Source organism: Pseudarthrobacter oxydans (assembly GCF_034258515.1).
In the GTDB taxonomy this organism is placed as follows: domain Bacteria; phylum Actinomycetota; class Actinomycetes; order Actinomycetales; family Micrococcaceae; genus Arthrobacter.
The window spans coordinates 4,348,408-4,368,596 of the sequence record NZ_CP139438.1; the positions used below are offsets into that span (position 1 = coordinate 4,348,408).

General features: G+C 66.9%; 21 protein-coding genes. 12 read left to right on the top strand and 9 right to left on the bottom strand.

The genetic code is table 11. The annotated features are described in order from the left end of the window. Positions 1 to 29 precede the first annotated feature (29 nt). The 3 genes from SMD14_RS19830 to SMD14_RS19840 form a co-directional block, all read right to left on the bottom strand. The gene (locus tag SMD14_RS19830) at positions 30 to 1,913 is read right to left on the bottom strand and encodes a TIM barrel protein (protein ID WP_321214791.1); all 1,884 of its coding nucleotides are present in this window, start codon (positions 1,911 to 1,913) and stop codon (positions 30 to 32) included. Beyond that, positions 1,913 to 2,794, bottom strand: coding sequence for a shikimate dehydrogenase (locus tag SMD14_RS19835; RefSeq protein ID WP_321214792.1), 882 nt, complete (start codon positions 2,792 to 2,794; stop codon positions 1,913 to 1,915). Before SMD14_RS19835 ends, SMD14_RS19830 begins: the two co-directional genes overlap by 1 nt. A gap of 172 nt (positions 2,795 to 2,966) precedes the next feature. Next, complete coding sequence (locus SMD14_RS19840) at positions 2,967 to 3,794, bottom strand: IclR family transcriptional regulator (protein ID WP_321214793.1); 828 nt, start codon at positions 3,792 to 3,794, stop codon at positions 2,967 to 2,969. A 232-nt stretch (positions 3,795 to 4,026) separates the two neighbouring features. Here SMD14_RS19840 and SMD14_RS19845 point away from each other — a divergent pair, with 232 nt between their 5' ends. Further along, entirely contained in the window at positions 4,027 to 5,346 is a 1,320-nt protein-coding gene (locus SMD14_RS19845) for an MFS transporter (protein WP_321214794.1), read from the top strand. Positions 5,347 to 5,446: 100 nt separating this feature from the next. Here SMD14_RS19845 and SMD14_RS19850 read toward each other — a convergent pair whose 3' ends face one another. Further along, positions 5,447 to 6,523, bottom strand: a complete 1,077-nt coding sequence (locus tag SMD14_RS19850) for an ATP-dependent DNA ligase (RefSeq protein ID WP_321214795.1) — start codon at positions 6,521 to 6,523, stop codon at positions 5,447 to 5,449. A gap of 45 nt (positions 6,524 to 6,568) precedes the next feature. Continuing rightward, positions 6,569 to 7,492, bottom strand: coding sequence for an AEC family transporter (locus SMD14_RS19855; RefSeq protein ID WP_321214796.1), 924 nt, complete (start codon positions 7,490 to 7,492; stop codon positions 6,569 to 6,571). Positions 7,493 to 7,665: 173 nt separating this feature from the next. Between SMD14_RS19855 and SMD14_RS19860 the strand changes: the two genes are divergently transcribed. The 4 genes from SMD14_RS19860 to SMD14_RS19875 all read left to right on the top strand — a co-directional run bounded on the left by SMD14_RS19860 (position 7,666) and on the right by SMD14_RS19875 (position 11,981). Continuing rightward, on the top strand, positions 7,666 to 8,658 hold the full coding sequence (locus tag SMD14_RS19860; protein ID WP_321214797.1) for a TIGR03885 family FMN-dependent LLM class oxidoreductase: 993 nt from the start codon (positions 7,666 to 7,668) through the stop codon (positions 8,656 to 8,658). Beyond that, complete coding sequence (locus SMD14_RS19865; protein WP_157240240.1) at positions 8,655 to 10,349, top strand: alpha-amylase family protein; 1,695 nt, start codon at positions 8,655 to 8,657, stop codon at positions 10,347 to 10,349. The genes SMD14_RS19860 and SMD14_RS19865 overlap by 4 nt, the downstream gene beginning before the upstream one ends. 38 nt (positions 10,350 to 10,387) lie before the next feature. After that, complete coding sequence (locus tag SMD14_RS19870) at positions 10,388 to 11,617, top strand: pyridoxal phosphate-dependent aminotransferase (RefSeq protein ID WP_157240238.1); 1,230 nt, start codon at positions 10,388 to 10,390, stop codon at positions 11,615 to 11,617. Positions 11,618 to 11,744: 127 nt separating this feature from the next. After that, complete coding sequence (locus SMD14_RS19875; RefSeq protein ID WP_139030984.1) at positions 11,745 to 11,981, top strand: hypothetical protein; 237 nt, start codon at positions 11,745 to 11,747, stop codon at positions 11,979 to 11,981. Between the two features lie 76 nt (positions 11,982 to 12,057). Here SMD14_RS19875 and SMD14_RS19880 read toward each other — a convergent pair whose 3' ends face one another. The 3 genes from SMD14_RS19880 to SMD14_RS19890 all read right to left on the bottom strand — a co-directional run bounded on the left by SMD14_RS19880 (position 12,058) and on the right by SMD14_RS19890 (position 13,722). Further along, positions 12,058 to 12,393, bottom strand: a complete 336-nt coding sequence (locus tag SMD14_RS19880; RefSeq protein WP_157240237.1) for a MoaD/ThiS family protein — start codon at positions 12,391 to 12,393, stop codon at positions 12,058 to 12,060. Next, positions 12,353 to 13,459, bottom strand: coding sequence for an exo-alpha-sialidase (locus SMD14_RS19885; protein WP_321214798.1), 1,107 nt, complete (start codon positions 13,457 to 13,459; stop codon positions 12,353 to 12,355). The genes SMD14_RS19880 and SMD14_RS19885 overlap by 41 nt, the downstream gene beginning before the upstream one ends. 62 nt (positions 13,460 to 13,521) lie before the next feature. Next, positions 13,522 to 13,722 (bottom strand): hypothetical protein, encoded by a 201-nt coding sequence (locus SMD14_RS19890; protein ID WP_157240233.1) that lies wholly within the window; start codon positions 13,720 to 13,722, stop codon positions 13,522 to 13,524. A gap of 295 nt (positions 13,723 to 14,017) precedes the next feature. Between SMD14_RS19890 and SMD14_RS19895 the strand changes: the two genes are divergently transcribed. The 6 genes from SMD14_RS19895 to SMD14_RS19920 all read left to right on the top strand — a co-directional run bounded on the left by SMD14_RS19895 (position 14,018) and on the right by SMD14_RS19920 (position 19,417). Then, positions 14,018 to 14,695, top strand: a complete 678-nt coding sequence (locus SMD14_RS19895) for a hypothetical protein (RefSeq protein WP_321214799.1) — start codon at positions 14,018 to 14,020, stop codon at positions 14,693 to 14,695. A gap of 103 nt (positions 14,696 to 14,798) precedes the next feature. Further along, complete coding sequence (locus SMD14_RS19900; RefSeq protein WP_321214800.1) at positions 14,799 to 15,539, top strand: class F sortase; 741 nt, start codon at positions 14,799 to 14,801, stop codon at positions 15,537 to 15,539. Between the two features lie 55 nt (positions 15,540 to 15,594). Further along, positions 15,595 to 16,113, top strand: coding sequence for a universal stress protein (locus tag SMD14_RS19905; RefSeq protein ID WP_321214801.1), 519 nt, complete (start codon positions 15,595 to 15,597; stop codon positions 16,111 to 16,113). Between the two features lie 286 nt (positions 16,114 to 16,399). Further along, positions 16,400 to 16,747: a metal-sensitive transcriptional regulator gene (locus tag SMD14_RS19910; protein ID WP_157240226.1), complete on the top strand. Its 348-nt coding sequence runs from the start codon at positions 16,400 to 16,402 to the stop codon at positions 16,745 to 16,747. A 58-nt stretch (positions 16,748 to 16,805) separates the two neighbouring features. After that, positions 16,806 to 17,045, top strand: a complete 240-nt coding sequence (locus tag SMD14_RS19915) for a heavy-metal-associated domain-containing protein (RefSeq protein ID WP_157240224.1) — start codon at positions 16,806 to 16,808, stop codon at positions 17,043 to 17,045. 26 nt (positions 17,046 to 17,071) lie between these two features. Then, positions 17,072 to 19,417, top strand: coding sequence for a heavy metal translocating P-type ATPase (locus SMD14_RS19920; RefSeq protein WP_321214802.1), 2,346 nt, complete (start codon positions 17,072 to 17,074; stop codon positions 19,415 to 19,417). Positions 19,418 to 19,426: 9 nt separating this feature from the next. On the opposite strand, the gene SMD14_RS19925 is transcribed toward SMD14_RS19920, so the two are convergent. After that, positions 19,427 to 19,699, bottom strand: coding sequence for a DUF2277 domain-containing protein (locus SMD14_RS19925; RefSeq protein WP_321214803.1), 273 nt, complete (start codon positions 19,697 to 19,699; stop codon positions 19,427 to 19,429). 213 nt (positions 19,700 to 19,912) lie between these two features. On the opposite strand from SMD14_RS19925, the gene SMD14_RS19930 reads away from it, so the two are divergent. Then, positions 19,913 to 20,176, top strand: coding sequence for a WXG100 family type VII secretion target (locus SMD14_RS19930; RefSeq protein WP_157240220.1), 264 nt, complete (start codon positions 19,913 to 19,915; stop codon positions 20,174 to 20,176). Positions 20,177 to 20,189: the final 13 nt, after the last annotated feature.

Consider the following 20,189-nt stretch of genomic DNA (forward strand, 5'->3'; position numbering starts at 1 on the left):
GCGGTTGTCAGGTGTACAGGCAGTGCTGCTCAGGTGCGGTGCAGCGAGTCGTACTGCACTGCGTGGCGGACCGGGGCGTTGGGTGCCCCGTAGCCGTCATAGTTGCCGCGGCGTTCCACCATTTCGAAGAACACGCTGCCAACGGTGGCCGTGTAGAAGTGGAGGAATTCGCCGTCGGCATCGCGGTCGTACAGGAGGTTGAGGTCCTTGAGGGTGGCCAGGAATCCGGGTTCGAGGTCGAAGCGGGCGTCCAGGTCCTCGTAGTAGTTCGCGGGGATCTGCAGGAATTCCAGTCCCCGGTCACGGGCGGCTCTGGCGGCGGCCACGAGGTCGTCCACGGCGAAGGCGATGTGTTCCTGGTAAGTCTTGGGCACGGCCTGGGTACCTTGCCCGGCGGCCTGCTGCACCGGCGCCAGGTTCAGCACCAGCCGCACCGCGCCGTCGGACGTCTGCATGACCTGGGAGCGCACCAGCCCGCTGGGGCTGGGGACTTCGGCGAACGGCTGCGGCTCCAGTGCCAGGGCGCTGGTGTAGAAGAGGACGGCTTCGTCGAAGTGCTGCCACGGCTGGGCGAGGTTCACATGGTCAATGACCGCGTTCCGTGCCACTCGCGGGTGCTCCAGGCCCTCGCCGAATTCATGCGTCCATGCGGCCGTGCCGTCCGGGCTGCCCTGGCACAGGAAGATCTCAGTGGAGTCCGGGGCGGAAATGCCCTGGAATACTTCCTCGTCCGCCTGGACCTTACGGGCCACCACGGGCGCCTTCAGCTGCTGCGCGCGGGCCGAGGCAATCACGGGGGAATCGACGTCGAAACCCAGCGCGGCGATGGACGGCTCGGCGTGTGATGCCGCCTGCTCGTTGATGATCACGCGGGCCTGGCCCATGGTCCACAGCTGGACGTCCTTGGTGCGGTGCCGGCCCTCGAATTCGAAGCCGAGCTGCCCCAGGAGCTTCTCAAGCTGCACGGTGTCGTCCGCCTTGACCTCGGCGAAGTTGAAGCCGGCCGGTTCGTTCACCTTGGGCAGGGTGGCCAGTTCCATGGGGTAACGACGGCGGGAGGCAGCACTGCTGCCGCCTGCGGCTTCCGCGGTGCCTGACAGCCATTTGGCACTCTGTTCCTCCAGCCAGATCAGCGACCGCATGGCGTCCACGGCCGTGCGGTCGACGTCGGACTGGCGGAAGACGTCGTTGAAGACTTCCAGCGAGACCGGGCCGGCGTAGCCGGCTCGGACCACGTGGCCCATGAACTTGGCGAGCTCGAACTGGCCTTCGCCGGGGAACACGCGGTAGTGGCGGCTCCAGGACAGGACGTCCATGGAGAGCTTGGGGGCGTCCGCCAGCTGGACAAAGAAGATCTTCTCCGCGTTGATCTTCTCGATGGGCGCGGTGTCCCAGTCGCGGGAGAGGATGTGGAAGGAGTCAAGGCACGTGCCGAAGTTGGGGTGGTCCACCATCTCCACCAGGCGGTAGGCATGCTCGTAGTCATTGACGTACTTGCCCCAGGCCAGGGCCTCGTAGGCGACCCTGATGCCGTGCTCCCCTGCCAGCTCCGCGAGTTCGGAGAGCTGGGAGGCGCGGAGGTCGTCGTCGTCGATGGTGGCCGTAGCCACGTTCGAGCAGACGAGGATGGTGTCCATGCCCAGCCGGGACATCAGCCTGAACTTCGCTTCAGCACGCCGAAGGTTGGCCTTCAGCAGGTCCGGGGTGACGCCGTCGAAATCCCGGAACGGCTGGTAGAGGTCCAGCCCCAGGCCGAGGTCTGCGGCCATCTTCCGCACATCCTCGGGGCTCAGCGGCGAGGTGATTAGGTCCTGTTCGAAGATCTCGATGCCGTCGAAGCCCGCGATGGCGCAGGCCTGCATCTTTTCCTTCAGCGTGCCGGAGAGGCAGACGGTGGCAATTCCGGTGCGCATCAGGCAGCCACCTCCTCTGCGGCCACAAGTTCCAGGAAGTGGCTGCGCATGCGGTCCGGGTCCGCTTCGAGGCCGGTAAAGATGCGGAAGGCGTCGGCGGCCTGGCCCACGGCCATGCGGCCGCCGTCCAGCACGTCGCAGCCCTTGGCGCGGGCGCCGCGGACGAGTTCGGTCTCGATGGGGCGGTAGACGATGTCCGCCACCCAGTGCCGGGGCTCCAGCAGGTCCAGGTCGAGGGGAACGCCGGGGTGGGCGGCCATGCCCACGGGGGTGCAGTGCACCAGGCCGTCGGCCAGGGGCATCAGCCGCGGCAGCTCCGTCGTCGTCCGTGCCGTCACGGTGCTGTCCGGAAAGAAGCCGGCCAGTTCAGCGGCCCGGGCGGCACCGCGGGCGGCGTCCATGTCCACGAGGTCCAGGTGGCGGACACCGGCGGAGAGCAGGGCGTAGGCGACGGCGGAACCGGCACCGCCGGCACCCAGCTGCACCACGCGGTCCAGCTTTGCGGCAGGGAGGCCGGAAGCCAGCGCGGCGGCAAAGCCGGAAAAGTCGGTGTTGTGGCCGACGAACCGGCCGTCTTCGATCACCACGGTGTTGACGGCGCCCAGCCGGCGGGCGTCCGGAGAAACTTCATCCAGGTGCTGCAGGACCAGCTGCTTGCAGGGGTGGGTGATGTTCAGTCCATTGAAGCCGAGGTTCCGGGCGCTCCTGAGGAGCTCTCCCACGGATTCCCCGGAAAGGCCCAGTTCCAGGAGGTCGATGGGCCGGTAAAGGTAGCGCAGTCCCTGCACATCACCTTCGCGTTCGTGCATGGGCGGGGTGAGTGACGGCATCACGCCGTCGCCGACCAGTCCCACGAGGTAGGACTCAGTTCGATTACTCATCCGTGCAGCTCCTTTGAAACGGCACCGGGCGGCCGGCGTTGCCCTCGGGCACACGCCGCCAGCAGGTGACTGGAATAACGATATAACAAATGTTCACTTCTCGCACTATTGTTCTAGATACGAACAAGCAGGGCCGATTCTGCGGTATTCGTGCCATGGGGCACGCACCGGCTCACCGCTGCGGAAGGCGCGCGGCCAGTTCCGCCGCGGCCTCCTGCAGCAGGGGAACGTGCGCCTCCAGGCCTTCAAGGCTCAGGCGGAAGACAGGAACGGCAGCGGCCAGCGAGGCGAACGCGTGGCCCTGGGAGTTGAGGAGCGGGACCGCGACGGCGCGCATGCCGGCCTCGTTCTCCTCATCCATCACCGCATACCCCTGGGCCCGGACCTTCTCGATTTCGGCACGGAAGGCGTCGCGGTCCGTAATGGACTTTTCCGTCAACCGCTCCAGCGGAAGCTCCGCCAACAGCTTTTCCCGCTCGGCATCCTCCGCGAAGGCCACCAGGGCCTTGCCGACGGCGGTAGTGGAGAGGGAGCCCAGGTGTCCGGGGTCGCTGGTCACCCTGAACATCTGCGGGCCGTCCACCTTGTTCACCGTCAGGTGGTGGTGGCCGTCCCGGACACTCAGGATGGTTGCCTCACCCGTCTGCTCGGTCACCCGGCGCAAAACCGGCATGGCCGTTCCTGCGAAGCCGTGGTGGTTCGAGACCCGCTGGCCCAGCTGGAAGATCCTCAGGCCCAGGTGGTACCGGCGCCCGTCCGGTTCATAATCAACGAACCCGTCCCGCGTCAGCGATCCCAGCAGGCGGTAAGTGGTGCTGAAGGGCAGGTCCGCACGGCGGGAGATTTCCGCGGCACTCGCGCCGCGGGGCTCGTCTCCCAGGAGGACCAGGAGGCCCAGGGCCTTGCCCACCATGTCCGTACGGTCCGCCTTGGCCGCCTTGGCGTCCGCTTTGATGTCGACAGCTGCATCGTCGTCAGCTGTGGTTTGATTCACACTCATACCTCGATGTTGCCACATAGTGAGAGCTATTTCTAGATGATGATTATTTTCTTGACAAGTGACTCCACTCACAGCCATCATTGCTGTATCGCACAAGTAGCTCCCACCATGTGGCTACTGTTCGGGTTTTCCCAACCGTCCAGCCGTGCCGGGCCAAGCCCCTACCCCAGGCCGCGCCGGCTGCGAGCCCCCTGATCCATCCGCGACAAAGTCGTCACATCTAAGGAACTCCATGAGCCAGTTACTTCCGTCCACTGAGCCAGGCATCGCCGCCCCGGCCGGGACGCCGAAGAAGGCAGCCCTCGCCAGCTTCCTGGGCAGCGCCGTCGAATACTACGACTTCTTCATCTTCGGTTCCGCCGCAGCCCTGATCTTCCCCACGGTCTTCTTCCCCAATGCTGACGCGAACGCGGCCATCATGTCCTTCGCCACCTTCGGCTTCGCCTACGTGGCGCGGCCGGTTGGCGCCGTCATCCTGGGCCACTTCGGCGACAGGGTGGGCCGCCGGAAGGTCCTGATGTTCACTCTCCTGCTGATGGGTGCCTCCACCTTCCTGATCGGCTGCCTTCCGGACTTCAACACCGTTGGCTGGTGGGCTCCGGCCCTGCTGGTCCTGGCCCGGCTTTGCCAGGGCCTCTCCGCCGCCGGCGAGCAGGCAGGCGCCTCCTCCATGACGCTGGAGCACGCCCCGGACAACCGCCGCTCCTTCTTCACCTCCTGGACCCTCACCGGTACCCAGGGCGGCCAGATCCTCGCTGCCCTCGTCTTCATCCCCGTGCTCGCCCTTCCGGACGAGATCAAGTACGGCATCGGCTGGCGCATCCCGTTCTGGCTGAGTGCCGTGGTGGTTGTTGTTGCCTTCTTCATCCGCCGCACCCTGCACGAGCCGCCGGCCTTCGAGGAAGCACAGAAGTCTGCGCAGATCTCCAAGCTCCCTGTCGCCGACCTCCTCAAGGGCCACTGGCGCGACGTCCTCCGCGTCATCTGCTGCGCCTTCATCGCCGCCGTCTCCACCGTGTTCGGCACCCTCGCCATCAGCTACGCCAAGACGGTTGCCGGCGTGGACGGCACCACCACTCTGTGGCTCGTCGTCGGCGCCAACCTGGTGGCACTGGGCACCCAGCCGCTCTTCGGCATGCTCGCTGACAAGATCGGTCGCAAGCCGGTGTTCATCTACGGTGCCGTGGCCAGTGCCGCGCTGACCCCCGTGTTCCTGCTCAGCCTGGAATCCGGCAGCGTGCCGCTGATGTTCCTGGCAGCCATCGGCTTCTTCTCCTGCGGCTACGCAGCCTCCAACGCCGTCTGGCCGTCCTTCTACGCCGAGATGTTCAGCACCAAGGTGCGCTTCTCCGGCCTGGCCATCGGCACCCAGCTGGGCTTCCTGATGGCAGGCTTCGCCCCGGCGATCGTCGCGGCCATGGGCGGCATCAAGCCCGGCGGGTGGGTCCAGATCAGCATCTTTACCGGCATCATCTGCTCCGTCGCGGTCATCTCCGCCCTCACGGCCAAGGAATCCTTCAGGACCCCCACCAAGCAGCTCGGCCTGAAGTAACGCACCAGCCCGGTTTCGGGACCGGAAGGCCCGCCATTCCCCGGAATGGCGGGCCTTTACTGGTTATAAATGGGCTGTTTCGGCAGCAACCTCGCAGCAACTACGGCCGGCCGGTCTCCAGCACCGACGCCAGGTCAAAGCTGACCGGCTCCTCCAGCTGCGCGTAGGTGCAGGATTCCGGGTCCCGGTCCGGCCGCCAGCGGTTGAACTGGGCCGTGTGGCGGAACCTTTCGCCCTCCATGTGGTCGTAGCGGACCTCCACCACCAGTTCCGGGCGCAGCGGGACGAAGGACAGGTCCTTGCCCGCGCTCCACCGGCTGCCTTCGGCGTTCCGCGGGGTCCGTTCGCCTTCCTCCTGCTTCGCCCAAGCCCACGGATGGTCATCGAAGGTGGTCACCAGCGGCTGGAGCTGTTCAAACAGTTCCTGCCGCCGCTTCATGGGGAAGGCGCCGATCACGCCCACGCTGGCCAGGCCGCCGTCGTCCTTGTATAAGCCCAGCAGCAGGGATCCGATGGCATCCGGCCCGCTCTTGTGCAGCCGGTAACCGGCCACCACGCAGTCGGCCGTGCGCTCGTGCTTGGTCTTGAACATCACACGCTTGTCCGGCTCATACCTGCCGTCCAGGCGTTTGGCCACCACGCCGTCCAGCCCGGCACCCTCGAACTGCCGGAACCACTGCTCCGCCGTGTCCTTGTCCGTGGTGGCGGCGGTGAGGTGGACCGGGGCCTTGCTGCCGGCGAGCGCCTTCTCAAGCGCCGCCCGCCGTTCCGTGAAGGGCCGGCCCGTGTAGTCGTCGTCGCCCAGGGCCAGCAGGTCGAACGCCACGAAGGAGGCCGGCGTCTGCGCCGCGAGCAGCTTCACCCGGCTGGCGGCGGGGTGGATGCGCTGCTGGAGGGTGTCGAAATCCAGCCGGTCGCCGGAGGAACCGATCAGGATGATCTCGCCGTCCACCACGCAGCGTGGCGGCAGGTTCTCCTTCAGCGCCTCGACAAGTTCCGGGAAGTAGCGGGTCATTGGTTTTTCGTTGCGGCTGCCGATCTCCAGCTCATCGCCGTCGCGGAAGATGATGGACCGGAACCCGTCCCACTTGGGTTCATAACTGAGCTCCCCCTCCGGGATGCCGCTGACGGCCTTCGCAAGCATGGGCGGGACCGGCGGCATCACGGGAAGTTCCATGTGCCCCATCTTGCCGGGCGGCAGCCGCTTCCGGAAGACCGGCGCTCACCCGGCCAGCAGCCACACAATGAGGATCAGCGCCGGGGCCGCGGCCGCCGTCGACAGCAGGATGGTTTCCCGGGCCACCGCAACGGCCCGCCCGTACTTCGCGGCGAACAGGAACACGTTCTGGGCCGAAGGCAGCGCCGCCATCAGCACCACGCCCAGGAGCATGTGCTGGTCCAGGTTGAAGAGAAAGCGGCCGACGACGAAGGCCACCACGGGCATCACCGCGGACTTCAGCGCGGTGGCAGTGAGGATTTCCGCAGTGTGGCCGCCGCTTTGGAGCATCCGGGTCCCGTGCAGGGACATGCCGAAGGCCAGCAGCACCACGGGGACGGCGGCTCCGCCCAGGAGGTCCAGCGGTGCCATCACGGGTTCCGGAAGTTCCACACGGAACGCTGCGAGGACCACCCCCAGCAGGGATGCGATGATCATGGGGTTCCGGAAGGGCTGGGTGAGCAGCAGGCGCGGCGAGACCCGGCCGGCCGCGGAAAGGTCCAGCAGGGTGAGGACCAGCGGGGCGAACAGGAGCAGCTGGACCAGCAGCACCGGCGCCACGGGGGTCGCGTCGCCCAGGGCATACAGCGTGATGGGGATGCCGATGTTGTTCGCGTTGACATAGGAACTGGCCATTGCGCCCACGGCGGTTTCCGCCAGCGGCCGCCGGAACCACAACCGGCTGGCCAGCACGTACAGCAGTGCGGTGGCGGCTGCCGTGATCAGCGCCAGCGGCACATAGGCCGAGAACACCACGGTGAGGTCCGATTCCAGCACCACGGTAAACAGCAGGACGGGGTTGGTGATGAAGAAGGCAGTGCGGGTCAGTGCGGAGACAGTGTGCTCACCGCCCAGGCCGCACCGTGCGGCGATGTACCCCACCGCAATGACGACGCCGATCACCGCCAGGCCGATCAGCACACCGCCCACAGGGGTACTTCCTTCCGTTTCCGCGGCCTGCGCGCGAGTCCGGGGCAGCGCAGTACTACAAGTCCAAAGTTATCTGACAAGTGACCGGCCGCCGGACAGGCGCCGCGCCCCCTGGACACAGGAAGCCCCGCGACCCCTCGACACAACACCTCCCCGGACGGTAGAGGTTAACGATGGTTACTGTCGGCTTCCACGCCTCGCACGAACAGATCAGTCCCGGGCAACTGCTTAAAGACGTCCAGCACGCGGAACGGGCAGGATTCGATGCCGCCATGTGCTCGGACCATATCGAGCCGTGGTCTGCCCGGCAGGGGCATTCCGGGTTTGCCTGGTCCTGGCTGGGGGCCGCGCTGGCCACCACCGGCCTCCGGTTTGGAGTGGTGACGGCGCCTGGCCAGCGCTACCACCCGGCCATCATTGCCCACGCTTCCGCCACGCTGGCCAGCATGTTCCCGGGCCGGTTCTGGATGGCACCCGGCAGCGGCGAGAACATGAATGAGCACATCACCGGCGACGCGTGGCCGCCCAAGGAAACGCGGCAGCGCCGGCTGGAGGAATGCGTTGAGGTGATCCGGCGGCTCCACCGGGGCGAGGACGTAACGCACCACGGCCTGGTCACCGTGGAGCAGGCCCGGATCTGGGATGTGCCGGACTCCCCGCCACCCCTGATCGCCCCTGCCATCAGCGTGGACACCGCCCGCCGCGCCGCCGCTTGGGCGGACGGCCTGGTCACCGTCAACCAGCCGGCAGCCAAGCTCAAGGACATGCTGGCCGCCTACCGGGACAACGGCGGCCTCGGCAAGGCCGTGCTGCAGGTCCACCTGTCCTGGGCGCCCCGTGAACAGGATGCGGCAGCGATCGCCCTGGACCAGTGGCGGACCAACACCTTCGCCCCGCCTGTCCCGTGGGACCTCCCCACAGCCGGGCATTTCGACGGCGTCAGCGGGCAGGTGGGCGAGGAACAGGTCCGCAAGGCCGTCAACGTTTCGGCGAGCCTGGGCCAGCACGCCGAGTGGCTGGCCGGCTACTCCGACCTGGGCTTCGACGAGCTCTACCTGCACTTCGTGGGGCAGGAGCAGGCGCCGTTCATTGATGCGTTCGGCGCGGAGGTCCTTCCACAGGTGCACGGCTCGCGGCTCCAGGCGCAGGCACAGGCTCCGGCATGAGGATCGCCGAAACCTCGGACCTCTGGTGGAAGAACGCAGTGGTGTACTGCCTGGACGTCGAGACGTTCTTTGATGACGACGGCGACGGCACCGGGGACTTCGCCGGCCTCACCCAGCGCGTGGACTACCTGGCAGCCCTGGGCGTGACCTGCATCTGGCTGATGCCCTTCTACCCCTCGCCGGACCGGGACGATGGCTACGACGTCACGGATTTCTTCACCGTGGACCCCCGGCTGGGCACCATGGGGGACCTGGTGGAGTTCATCAGGGCCGCCAAGGACCGCGGCATGCGGGTCATCGCGGACTTTGTGGTGAACCACACCTCGAACCAGCACCCCTGGTTTGTCGAGGCCCGGCAATCCACGGACAACCGGTACCGGGACTACTACGTGTGGCGGAGCGACACTCCCCCCGATACGTCCTCCGAGGTAGTGTTCCCGGGCGAAGAGAACTCACTCTGGACCCAGGACGACGCTACCGGCGAGTGGTACCTGCACATGTTCGCCAAACACCAGCCTGACCTGAACGTGACCAACGAATCGGTGCGGAATGAAATCGCCAAGGCCATGGGCCTGTGGCTTGAGCTGGGCCTGGACGGGTTCCGCCTGGACGCGGTGCCTTTCTTCCTGGAAACCCGGGGCCAGCCCAGGGACGAGGCCGCCAACCTGGATCCGCACGCATACCTGGCAGCATTGCGGAGTTTCGTCAGCCGCCGGAACGGGAGCGCGGTCCTGCTGGGCGAAGTGAACCTGCCCTACAAGGAACAGGTGGAGTACTTCGGCGGCCCCGAGGGCAACGAGCTGAACATGCAGTTCGACTTCATGTCCATGCAGCACATCTACCTGTCGCTGGCCCGCCAGGACGCCCGTCCCCTGGCCGAAACCCTGAAGAGCCGGCCACCGCTCCACCCCGACAACCAGTGGGCCATGTTCGTCCGCAACCATGACGAACTCACCCTGGACAAGCTCACCGACGGCGAGCGCGAAGAGGTCTTCGCGGCGTTCGGGCCCGAGAAGAACATGCAGATCTACGGGCGCGGGCTGCGCCGGCGGCTGCCCCCGATGCTCGGCGGCGACCAGGAACGCATCAGGATGGTGTACTCGCTGATGTTCTCCCTGCCCGGCACGCCGGTGCTGTTCTACGGCGAGGAGATCGGGATGGGCGAGGACCTGCGGCAGAAGAGCCGCGCCGCCGTGCGCACCCCGATGCAATGGAATGACGAAAAGAATGGCGGGTTCTCCACCGCCAACGTGTCCCGACTCGTGGCGCCCGTTGTCCGGGGCGAGTATGGCCCGGACAACCTGAATGCCGCCAAAGCCAAGCGGGACCCCGGTTCGCTGTTCAACTTCATGGTCACGCTGATCCGCCGCTACCGCGAATCGGCGGAGCTGGGCTGGGGCAAGTTCGCCCTCATCGACCAGCCGGAGCCGGCCGTCTTCGCCCACACGCTCAGCTCGGACGGCGGCACCCTGGTGCTGCTGCACAACTTCGGGGAGGAGCCCGTGAAGGTCAGGGGCACGGTGGGCGCGGAGGACGGGCCGCGGAATGCGTTCAGGGACGCTGTCCTGCTGGACCTGTTCGACGGCGACAACACAGCGCTGGATCCCGACGGCGGCTTCACGGTTGGGCTGGGACGCTACGGTTACCGCTGGTTCCGCCTGCACCGCAAGGGCGATCGGCCGGCACCCTAGCCGTGCGCCGGCGTCGTCCGTTTGTGAAAAAATCAACCATGCGCCCCATGCAACACTCCAGCAAGCTCCAGAACGTGCGGTACGAACTCCGCGGGCCCATCCTGCGGGCCGCCAAAGCCATGGAGGCGGAGGGGCACCGGATCCTCAAGATGAACCTGGGGGACACCGCACCGTTCGGGCTGGAGGCGCCGGAGTCCGTGGTGGTGGACATGATCCACCACCTGCGCGGTGCCCAGGGCTACAGCGACTCGAAGGGCATCTTCACGGCGCGCACGGCGATCTCGCAGTACTACCAGACCCGCGGCCTGATGCAGATTGGCGTGGAGGACGTCTTCATCGGCAACGGCGTCAGCGAGCTCATTTCAATGTGCCTGCAGGCGTTCATGGAGAACGGCGACGAGATCCTGGTGCCGGCACCGGACTACCCTCTCTGGACGGCCGCCGTCACCCTGACCGGCGGCAAGCCGGTGCACTACCTCTGCGACGAGGCGGAGAACTGGTGGCCGGACATGGCCGACGTGGAAGCCAAGATCACCAGCCGCACCAAGGGGATTGTGATCATCAACCCCAACAACCCCACCGGCGCCGTCTACCCGCGCCACATCCTGGCGCAGTTCGCGGAGCTGGCCCGCAAGCACCACCTGGTCCTGTTCTCCGACGAGATCTACGAGAAGGTGCTGTACGAGGACGCCAAACACATCCACACTGCCGCTGTGGCGGAGGACGTCTGCTGCCTGACGTTCAGCGGCCTGTCCAAGGCCTACCGGATGCCGGGCTACCGGGCCGGCTGGGTGGCAGTCACCGGACCGCTCGCCGCAACCGCCGCCTACCGGGAGGGACTGGAACTGCTTGCCTCCCTGCGCCTGTGCGCCAATGTCCCGGCCCAGCACGCCATCCAGACCTGCCTGGGCGGCTACCAGAGCATCGAGGCGCTGGTGCGGCCCGGCGGCAGGCTCCGCGAACAGCGGGACCTTGCCCACCAACTGCTGACGGCCATCCCCGGCGTGACATGCGTGCCTGCGGCTGGAGCCATGTACCTGTTTCCCCGGCTGGATCCGGAGCTCTACCCCATCAGCAGCGACGAGCAATTTGTCCTGGACCTGCTGCAGGACCAGAAAATCCTTGTCTCGCACGGTTCGGCCTTCAACTGGCCGGCGTCGGACCACTTCCGGTTCGTGATCCTTCCGTCTGTGCTGGATATCCGGGAGGCCGTGCGGCGGATCTCCACGTTCCTGGCGGCCTACCGCACCAGCCTGGAACTGCCGTAGGGGAAACAGCTCCGGCGCGAAAAGCTAACCCGCGCCTAACCGAGGGGAAACGCGGGCGCAACATTGCTTGGGCACACTTGATTCTGCAGGCAAGAGCCGGCACCAGCCCCAGCCAGGAGGCCACGCCATGAAGCAGAAAGCGACACCACATGTGACCAGAGTCCGCGCCCTGGACCAGCTCCACCGCGGCGACGAGATCGAAGCCCGCCTTTCCGTCGGGCCCTCCTACGACGACGTGGTGATCCGCCGCGGCCGCGTCCAGGAAACGGCACCGGGCATCGGCGTCGTCTGGATCCTGGACCGGCTCACCGGCCTGCGCAAAGCCATCAATACGGACGAATGCAGTGTTTGGCGGGTGGCCTGACCCCAGCCGGATGCCGTTGCCGCGGGCGTAGCCAGTATGGGCTGCCCGCCGCAACGGAGGCCCCCTGCCCGCCCGCTCAGCCTCCGGCCACGGACTGGATGACCAGCACCTCCTGGCCCGGAGCCACCTCGGTGTCCAGGCCCTGCAGCCGCCGCACCTCGTCTCCGCCCACGTAGACATTCACGAAACGCCGCAGCGCGCCCGTCTCGTCGCGGAGCCGCCGGGCGAGCACCGCGAAGTCCGAGGTCACCGCATCCAGCAGCTTTCCCACCGTCACCGGCCCGTCGGCGGGCGCAGTCAGGACCGACTGCCCGCCGGCCAGCGGATGCAGGACACTGGGGAGCACCACAGTGATGTGCCGTGCGTTGTTGTCAGCCACCGGCAACCACGGCTGCCCGGACACACAGCACATCCGGAAGGTGGGACGCCACCTCCTGGAACACCTCACCCTCGTCAGCGCTGGCGTAGACGCTTCCGCCGCGGGTCCCGAAGTAGACCCCTGCCGGCGCCGCGGTGTCCACGGACGCAGCATCACGCAGCACACTGTTGTACTCCCGTGTAGGCAGGCCATTACTGAGCCTCTTCCAGGTGCTGCCGGAATCGTCCGTGCGGTGGACTGCCAGTTCGCCGCCCGGCGGGATGCGTTCGCCGTCAGCCTTCAGGGGAACAACCCATGCGGTGCCTTCGCGGCGGGGATGGGTCAGCATCACAAAGCCGAAATCGGCGGGCAGCCCCTCCGCAATGGAGTTCCAGCTCTCCCCGTTGTCATCCGTGCGGTAGACGCCGTGGTGGTTCTGAGCGTACAGGCGCCCGTCGACGGCGGCATCCGCGGCGATCTTGTGCACGCACTGGCCGAACTCCGGGTTGGGGTCGGGCATGAAGTAGGCGGAAATGCCGCGGTTGCGCGGCTCCCAGGAGGTGCCGCCGTCGAGCGACCTGTAAACACCTCCGGTACTCATGGCCACATGGACCGTCTCCCCCGCGGGATGGACCACGATGGAGTGCGCGGCGGCGCCGCCGTACCCGGCACCCCACTCGCTGCGGTGGGGATGGTCCCAGAGACCCCGGTTCAGTTCGAAGTGTTCACCGCCATCCGTTGACTTCCACACGGAAATGGGCTCCGCCCCCGCCCAGACGACGCCGGGGCGGGACTCCGCGTCCGGGTAAATCTGCCAGATGCGCTCCAGCGCTTCGCCGGTGTCCTCCGGAAACCTGACGGCGCCCTGCTCCGGCTCCGACCAGCTGGCTCCGAGGTCATCCGAGTGGGCTACGGTGGGCCCCCAGTGTTCGCTGCGGACGCCCACCATGATCCGGGTCCGGCCTTCCCTGGTGTCTATCCCGATGCTGGGGATCTCACTCATCAGGAAATGCGGGCCGGTGAAGGACCATTGGCGCCGGTCCCCGCTCGTGGCAAGCCACAAGCCCTTCTTGGTCCCGATTGCAAGGACAAAACTCTCGGTGGTTGCCATGCCCACCATGCAACCACCGCCCAAGGCAGCCCGCAACGGTTTTCTTGCTGCCGGGCCGGCACACGGGACTGCTAGTCGACGAACTCCGACTGCGTCTCAATGAAATCCCAGTCAGCCTCGGTGAGGACTGCAGCAGGATTCTCCGGATGCGGACCGCCTGCTTCCGCAATCCCCTGGAGCACCGAAAGGGGCAATTCCTCGGCACGAAGGTTTTCCCGCAGCCATTCCTTACTTGCCAGGTCCAGGTCCAGCCACCACATGAAGATTTCCATGACTCCACGCACCTTTCGTCTGCTTCAACGTTAGGCCCGGCGGCACCCGCGGACAAGATCCACCCCTGGAAGGCAGGTAGCCGGTGCGGGTCGTCCCTGCGTGATGCGGGTACCCGCAAGTAACCGGACCCGCCGAGGGCGGGAAAAGACGAGTACCCCCTACTCAGGACTGCCCCGGGGGCGCCCGCCTAGCCTGAAAACTCAAGCAAGCTGACCGTGTTGCTGGGGCATTCGGCGCAAGCACTGTTCCTCCTCAGCATGGTCCGTTTCCGGCAAAGAACTGGGGAGAATCATCATGAAACGCACCATGGCCACACTGGGGGTGCTGGGGCTCGCGGCGTTCACCGTCGCCGCTCCGGCCACCGCCGCCGGCGACAAGACCAAAGACAAGATCACCATCTGTCACGCTGAGGGCGGCGGCTTCTACAAGGCAGTCACCATCGGCGTCAGCGCCTTGGACGGGCACGACCTCCACCTGGATGACATCGTTCCGCCAAACGACGGCATGGGCGCACGGAACTGGGACACGAAGGGAATCGCCGTTCACGCCAACGATTGCGTGGCGCCCGCAGCGCCCGTAGTGGTCACGCCGCCTGTGGTTGTGCCGCCGATCGTCGTGGAACCCCCCATCGTGGTGGAACAGCCCGTGGTCGAACAACCGGTCGTCAACCAGCCTGTGGTCGAGCCCCCTGCTGTTACGCCCGTCGTCGAGCAGCCCGCAGCCGTTCCACCGGCGGCGGCACCAGTGGCAGCCGCACCCCAGGCTGCCGTCCAGCGGCAGGCACCTGCCGCCGCCCCGGCGGCTGCCCCGGCAGCCACCAGCCTGGGAACAAACCAGGGGTACAACGCCCAGACCGCCGTCGGCGGTGCTGACAGCGCTCCGTCCTGGCTGGCTGGACTGGGTGCCCTGATGGCTGCAGGAGCGGCAGTCGCGGTCCGCCGCAGGTCGCGCACGCAGCCCCTGGGCGGCTGACGCCGGCCAAGCCGCAATTGCGGCCACCTGACAAGGAAGGCGTTCCGCCAGTGCCCGGCGGGGCGCCTTCCTTCCGGTCCCGTCTCGAGCATCGGGGAGCATTATGGAAAAGGCCCAAAGCCGGCACGTCGCTGAGACAAAACCCCGGCGGCGGGGCTGGGACCGGGGAGATCTGGCCATTCTCCTGTGCGGCGTCCTGGCTTTCCTGTCCTTTACCTTTGGCGCGCCCTTGTTCAGCCCACCGCACCCTGCCTCCGGATTCGCCGGACGTGCCGTCGAATCCGCCACTGCCGGGATTCCGGCCCCCAAGCCGGCGCCGCCCGCCGCAACCGCTGCCGCACCAGGAAATGCGCCAACTGCGGAATCCCCCGCCGCTGCCGCTCCGGAACCTCTGCTGCCCGACGCATCACAGCCCCGCCGCATCCGGTACCCGTCCGCGGGCTTCGACGTGCCCGTGCACCCCCTCGATCCGGACAGCGCCGCCGAGTCGAGCCAGACCATCGAGCCGCCCGCCACGAAAGACGGCTACTGGCTGACTCCCTTCGGCACCCCGGGCAAAGGCTCGTCCAACACCACCTACGTGATCGGCCACAGCTGGGACGGCGCGGAGGCGCCTTTCAATCACTTGAGTTCAGCCGCCGCGGTGGGCGACCGGTTCGAGGTTGACACGGCCTCAGGCACCATCACCTACCAGGTGGACAGCATCACCACCTACGTGAAGTCCAGCCTGAAGGACAGCCCCATCTGGGAGATCGTGCCCAACCGCCTGGTCCTCATCAGCTGCTACACGGAAGATCCCTGGGGGAAAAACGTCGTTGTCACCGCCTCACCTGCGGTTTCTTAGCGGCGGGAAGCCCGCCTCCCTGTGCAGGGGCCTTTCACTAGGCGGACAATGAGCTATGACGTCTGATCGATTCAACGGCACGGCCCCGCTCCTGGTGGGTGTCATGCCCAAGCAGCATCCCGAAGTCCTGCAGACTGCTGCAACCCTCGCTGCGCAGCTGGGCGTCCCGCTGGTCTGCGCCTACGTGGACGAGGCCAGTTATCTCGTGGAGTGGGACCCGGCGCGCTCCGCCCACCGGCTGTCCCTCCATCCGGAGGCGGATGACCAGGAGATCCGGTCCCTGACCTTGGAACTCACAGCAGTCATCGAAGCCGCGGTGGCAAACGTGCCGGGAGGGGCAGACAGCGTGAAGTGGACACTGCGGACACTGGCCGGAGATCCCGCACGCGGCCTCTCGCAGCTTGCTGCGGAAACCAATGCACCGATGATTATCGTGGGCACCTCGGAGCGGGGGTTCTCGCACCGCCTCGCGGAGGCCCTGAATGGATCGGTGGGCGCGTGGCTCAGCCATCATCAAAGCAGGCCTGTCCTGGTGGTTCCCTACCGGATGCCCGCCCATGAAGACCGGCCGTGATCGGCGCCATCCCCGCCCCGATCAGGCCTCCGTGGTGACTCGGATAATAAAGCGAAAGTAGTTATTCGGGGCGCTGGCGGTCCGCGCTACCAGCCAGTAAGCTGATTCAAGCAGACCGGCACAACCGCAATTGGCGCCGGATTTGCCCAAAAGCCGCTCCGGAGTGCGTATCCCCCAATAACGCACTCCGGAGCTTTTTTGTGCCTTCTTTGGCCGTGGACACCTTCGCAACGATACCCCCTGGGGGTACTTGATCGAATACCCCTGAGGGGTATAGCCTGATGCCATGGACAGCATCGAAGAAGCGGTTGCGCCCGGGCCCGGGACGGCGCACCTGCCGACGCACGGCTACACCGGCAATAAGGACGCATACCTTCGCAGGCTCAGGCGCATTGAGGGCCAGGTCCGCGGGATTGCGCGCATGGTGGATGAGGACAAGTACTGCATCGACATCCTCACCCAGGTATCCGCCGTCACCAAGGCCTTGCATGCGGTGAGCCTGGGCCTGATGGAGGAACACATCGGCCACTGCGTGGTGGGAGCCGCCTCCGAACCGGACCCGGCAGCACGCGCGGAAGCAATAGACGCCAAGGTCAAGGAAGCGGCAGACGCCATCGGCCGGTTGCTTCGCTGACCCGCCCATTACCCGATTACGTGCCGGCCACCGCCGGCCGCCCCCAAAGGAGCAAGCCATGAGCACCACCTCCCCCGCCACCACCATCGTCAGCGTGTCCGGAATGACCTGCGGCCACTGCGTCTCCGCAGTCAGCGAAGAACTCGAAGCCTTGGCGGGCGTCGAAGAAGTGGACGTCGAACTGAACGCCGGGGGCATTTCCACGGTGACCATCACCTCGAGCAAGGAACTCTCCCCTTCCGAGATCGGCGAGGCAGTGGCGGAGGCCGGCTACCTGGTCGTCGCCAATGAAGCCTGAAGACCACCACTGACACGGGGATCCGCATGAGCAACCAGGACCTTCTCCACCAGCCCGGCACCCGGGTGGTGGAGCTCGATATTGAGGGCATGACCTGCGCCTCCTGCGTCAACCGGGTGGAGAAGAAACTCGGCAAGCTCGACGGCGTGCAGGCCACGGTGAACCTCCCCCTCGAATCAGCCCACGTGACCGTTCCGGCCGGGGTCACCGACCAACAGCTCGTAGACACGGTCAATGCGGCCGGTTACAAGGCCACGCTTCGCAAGGCTCCGGCAGCGCAAGCACCTTACCCTGCCGGCGGAGGAACCGAGGTGCTGCCCGCAACCGGGGCGGCCGTCGGCGACCACGCGGCCCATGGCGGCGCCGCGCAGCTCCGCCCCCGGTTGATCCTGGCAGCAGTCCTGACCGTCCCGGTCTTCGTTATTTCCATGGTTCCCGCGGCCCAGTTCCCTCACTGGGGGTGGGTGGCCGCGCTCCTGGCGCTGCCGGTGGTGACCTGGGCGGCCTGGCCGTTCCACCGCGCGGCGGCCATCAATGCGCGGCACCTGGCGTCCACCATGGATACCCTGGTTTCCATCGGCGTGACGGCCGCGTACCTGTTCTCGGCCGGGCAGTTGCTGGTGGATCCGCGCATGACGGAACACCCGGGGATGGAAGGGATGGAGGCCGGCGGCCTCTACTTCGAGGTGGCGGCCGTTGTCACAACCTTCCTGCTCCTGGGCCGCTACCTGGAAGCCAACGCGAAGCAGAAAGCCGGCGACGCCCTGCAGGCCCTGCTGAACCTGGGCGCAAAGGATGCCACCATCCTGCGTGGCGGCACCGAACAGCGGATCCCGGCCGACCGGCTCCAGGTGGATGACATCCTGGTGGTCCGGCCCGGTGAAAAGATTGCCACCGACGGCGTGGTGGCAGACGGGATTTCGGCCGTGGACGCTTCCCTGGTGACCGGCGAGTCGGTACCGGTGGAGGTAGGCCCCGGCAGCCGCGTCACGGGCGCCACCATCAACACGTCCGGCCGCCTGCTGGTGCGCGCCACGCGTGTCGGCTCTGAAACAACCCTCGCCCAAATAGCGCGCCTCGTGTCCCAGGCCCAGACCGGCAAAGCGCCCATAGCCCGCCTTGCGGACCGCATCAGCGCCGTGTTCGTTCCCGTGGTCCTGGGCATCGCCGCGCTGACGTTCGCGTTGTGGCTCCTCTTTACGGGACCCGACGTAAGCAGTGCTGACCTGCGCTCGGCCTTTACCGCCGCCGTCGCCGTCTTGGTGATCGCCTGCCCGTGCGCCCTGGGGCTTGCCACCCCGGTTGGCCTGCTGACCGGAACCGGGCGCGGGGCCCAGCTGGGCATCCTCATCAAGGGGCCGCAGGTCCTGGAGGACACCCGGACGGTGGACACCATCCTGCTGGACAAAACGGGGACCGTCACCACCGGCGTCCTTGCCGTGGACGCGGTGCTGGCCTTCGAGGGCTTCGCGGAGGGTGGCGTCTTGCGGCTGGCCGGCGCCGTGGAGGCGGCGTCCGAGCATCCGGTGGCCAGGGCTATCGCGGCCGCCGCCCATGGGGGCACCAAGGGGATCCACCCAGCGGACGACGGCGGCGCCCTCCCGGCCGTGCAGGGCTTCCGTTCCGCCCCCGGCGGGGGCGTTTCGGGAACCGTCGAGGGCAGGCTGGTTGCTGCCGGCCGCGCGGGGTGGCTGCAGGAGAACGGCGTCACCATTGCGCAGGAACAGCACGCCGCATTGTCGGCGGCGGAAGCCACGGGCGCCACCGCCATTTGGGTTGCTGTGGACGGCACTCCCGCCGGCATCATCAGCCTGCGCGACACCGTCAAGGAAGGCTCCGCGGCCGCCGTCGCGCGCTTGAAGGCGCTGGGCCTGCGCCCCATCCTGCTCACGGGTGACAATGCGGCCGTCGCCGCCCAGGTGGCCGCCGCCGTCGGCATTGACGAGGAAGACGTTTTTTCAGGGGTGCTGCCGGAGGGGAAAGTCGAGGCGGTGCGCAGGCTGCAGGCCGGCGGCGCCACCGTGGCCATGGCCGGAGACGGCGTCAATGATGCAGCGGCACTCGCACAGGCGGACCTCGGGATCGCCATGGGCTCCGGCACGGACGTGGCCATTGAGGCGGCAGACCTGACCGTGATGGGCAACGACCTTGCCCAGGTGGCACAGGCGATCGAGCTCTCACGGAAGACGCTGGCCACCATCAAGACCAACCTGTTCTGGGCGTTCTTCTATAACGCCGTCGGCATTCCCGTGGCTGCGCTCGGCCTCCTCAACCCGATGATCGCAGGTGCCGCGATGGCCGCCAGTTCGGTGCTGGTGGTGGCCAACTCGCTGCGGCTGCGGAGTTTCGGCAGGCAGCCCGCAGGCAGGTAGTCCGGGAGTTCAGGCCGCGCCGTACCGGACGGCGGCGCGGGCCTTGGCCTTGGCCGCCTCGGTTTCGCGGTCCTTGGGAGGCGCCTGCGACACCAGCGAGTCAAGGAGATGCTGCGTGATGTGGGCGATCTCGTGAACCGCCTCCTCAAAGGCTTCCTGGTTGGCCCTGGAGGGCTTGGTGCTGCCGCTGACCTTCCGCACATACTGCAGTGCGGCCGCATGGACCTCCTCGGACGTGGCGTGCGGCTCGAAGTTGTGAAGGGTTCGGATATTCCGGCACATACAGCCATGCTAGGCTCTGGAACGCCTGCGATCGACCCCTTCCGCGGGCCCGCAGGGGCTGCCGTCCATGGGGAGTCCGGCATGGGCAGGGCTGCCCATCGACACTGTTTTGCGGACCGGGGTAGGTTTTAGGCAATGGATCTTCCGGATGAGCCGGGGGGCCGCGGGGGATGCCGACCTGGTTCGGATCCACGATCTAACAAGGAGAAACCAATGGCCATGTGGGGTGCAGACGTTCAGCAGCTTCGTCAGCTGGGCAGCAAGCTTCAGGAGGGCGCGTCACAGATCGAGACGCAGAAGTCCAATCTCACCAGCTTGCTGAACAGCACCGACTGGAAGGGGCCGGACGCGGACAAGTTCCGCGAGGAGTGGTCCGGAACCCACACCACCCAGCTGACCAAGGTGGCCGAGGCTTTGAAGGAAGCCAGCACCCGCGCCAAGCGGAACGCCGATCAGCAGGATCAGGCTTCCAACTAGCAACGCGGCTGCG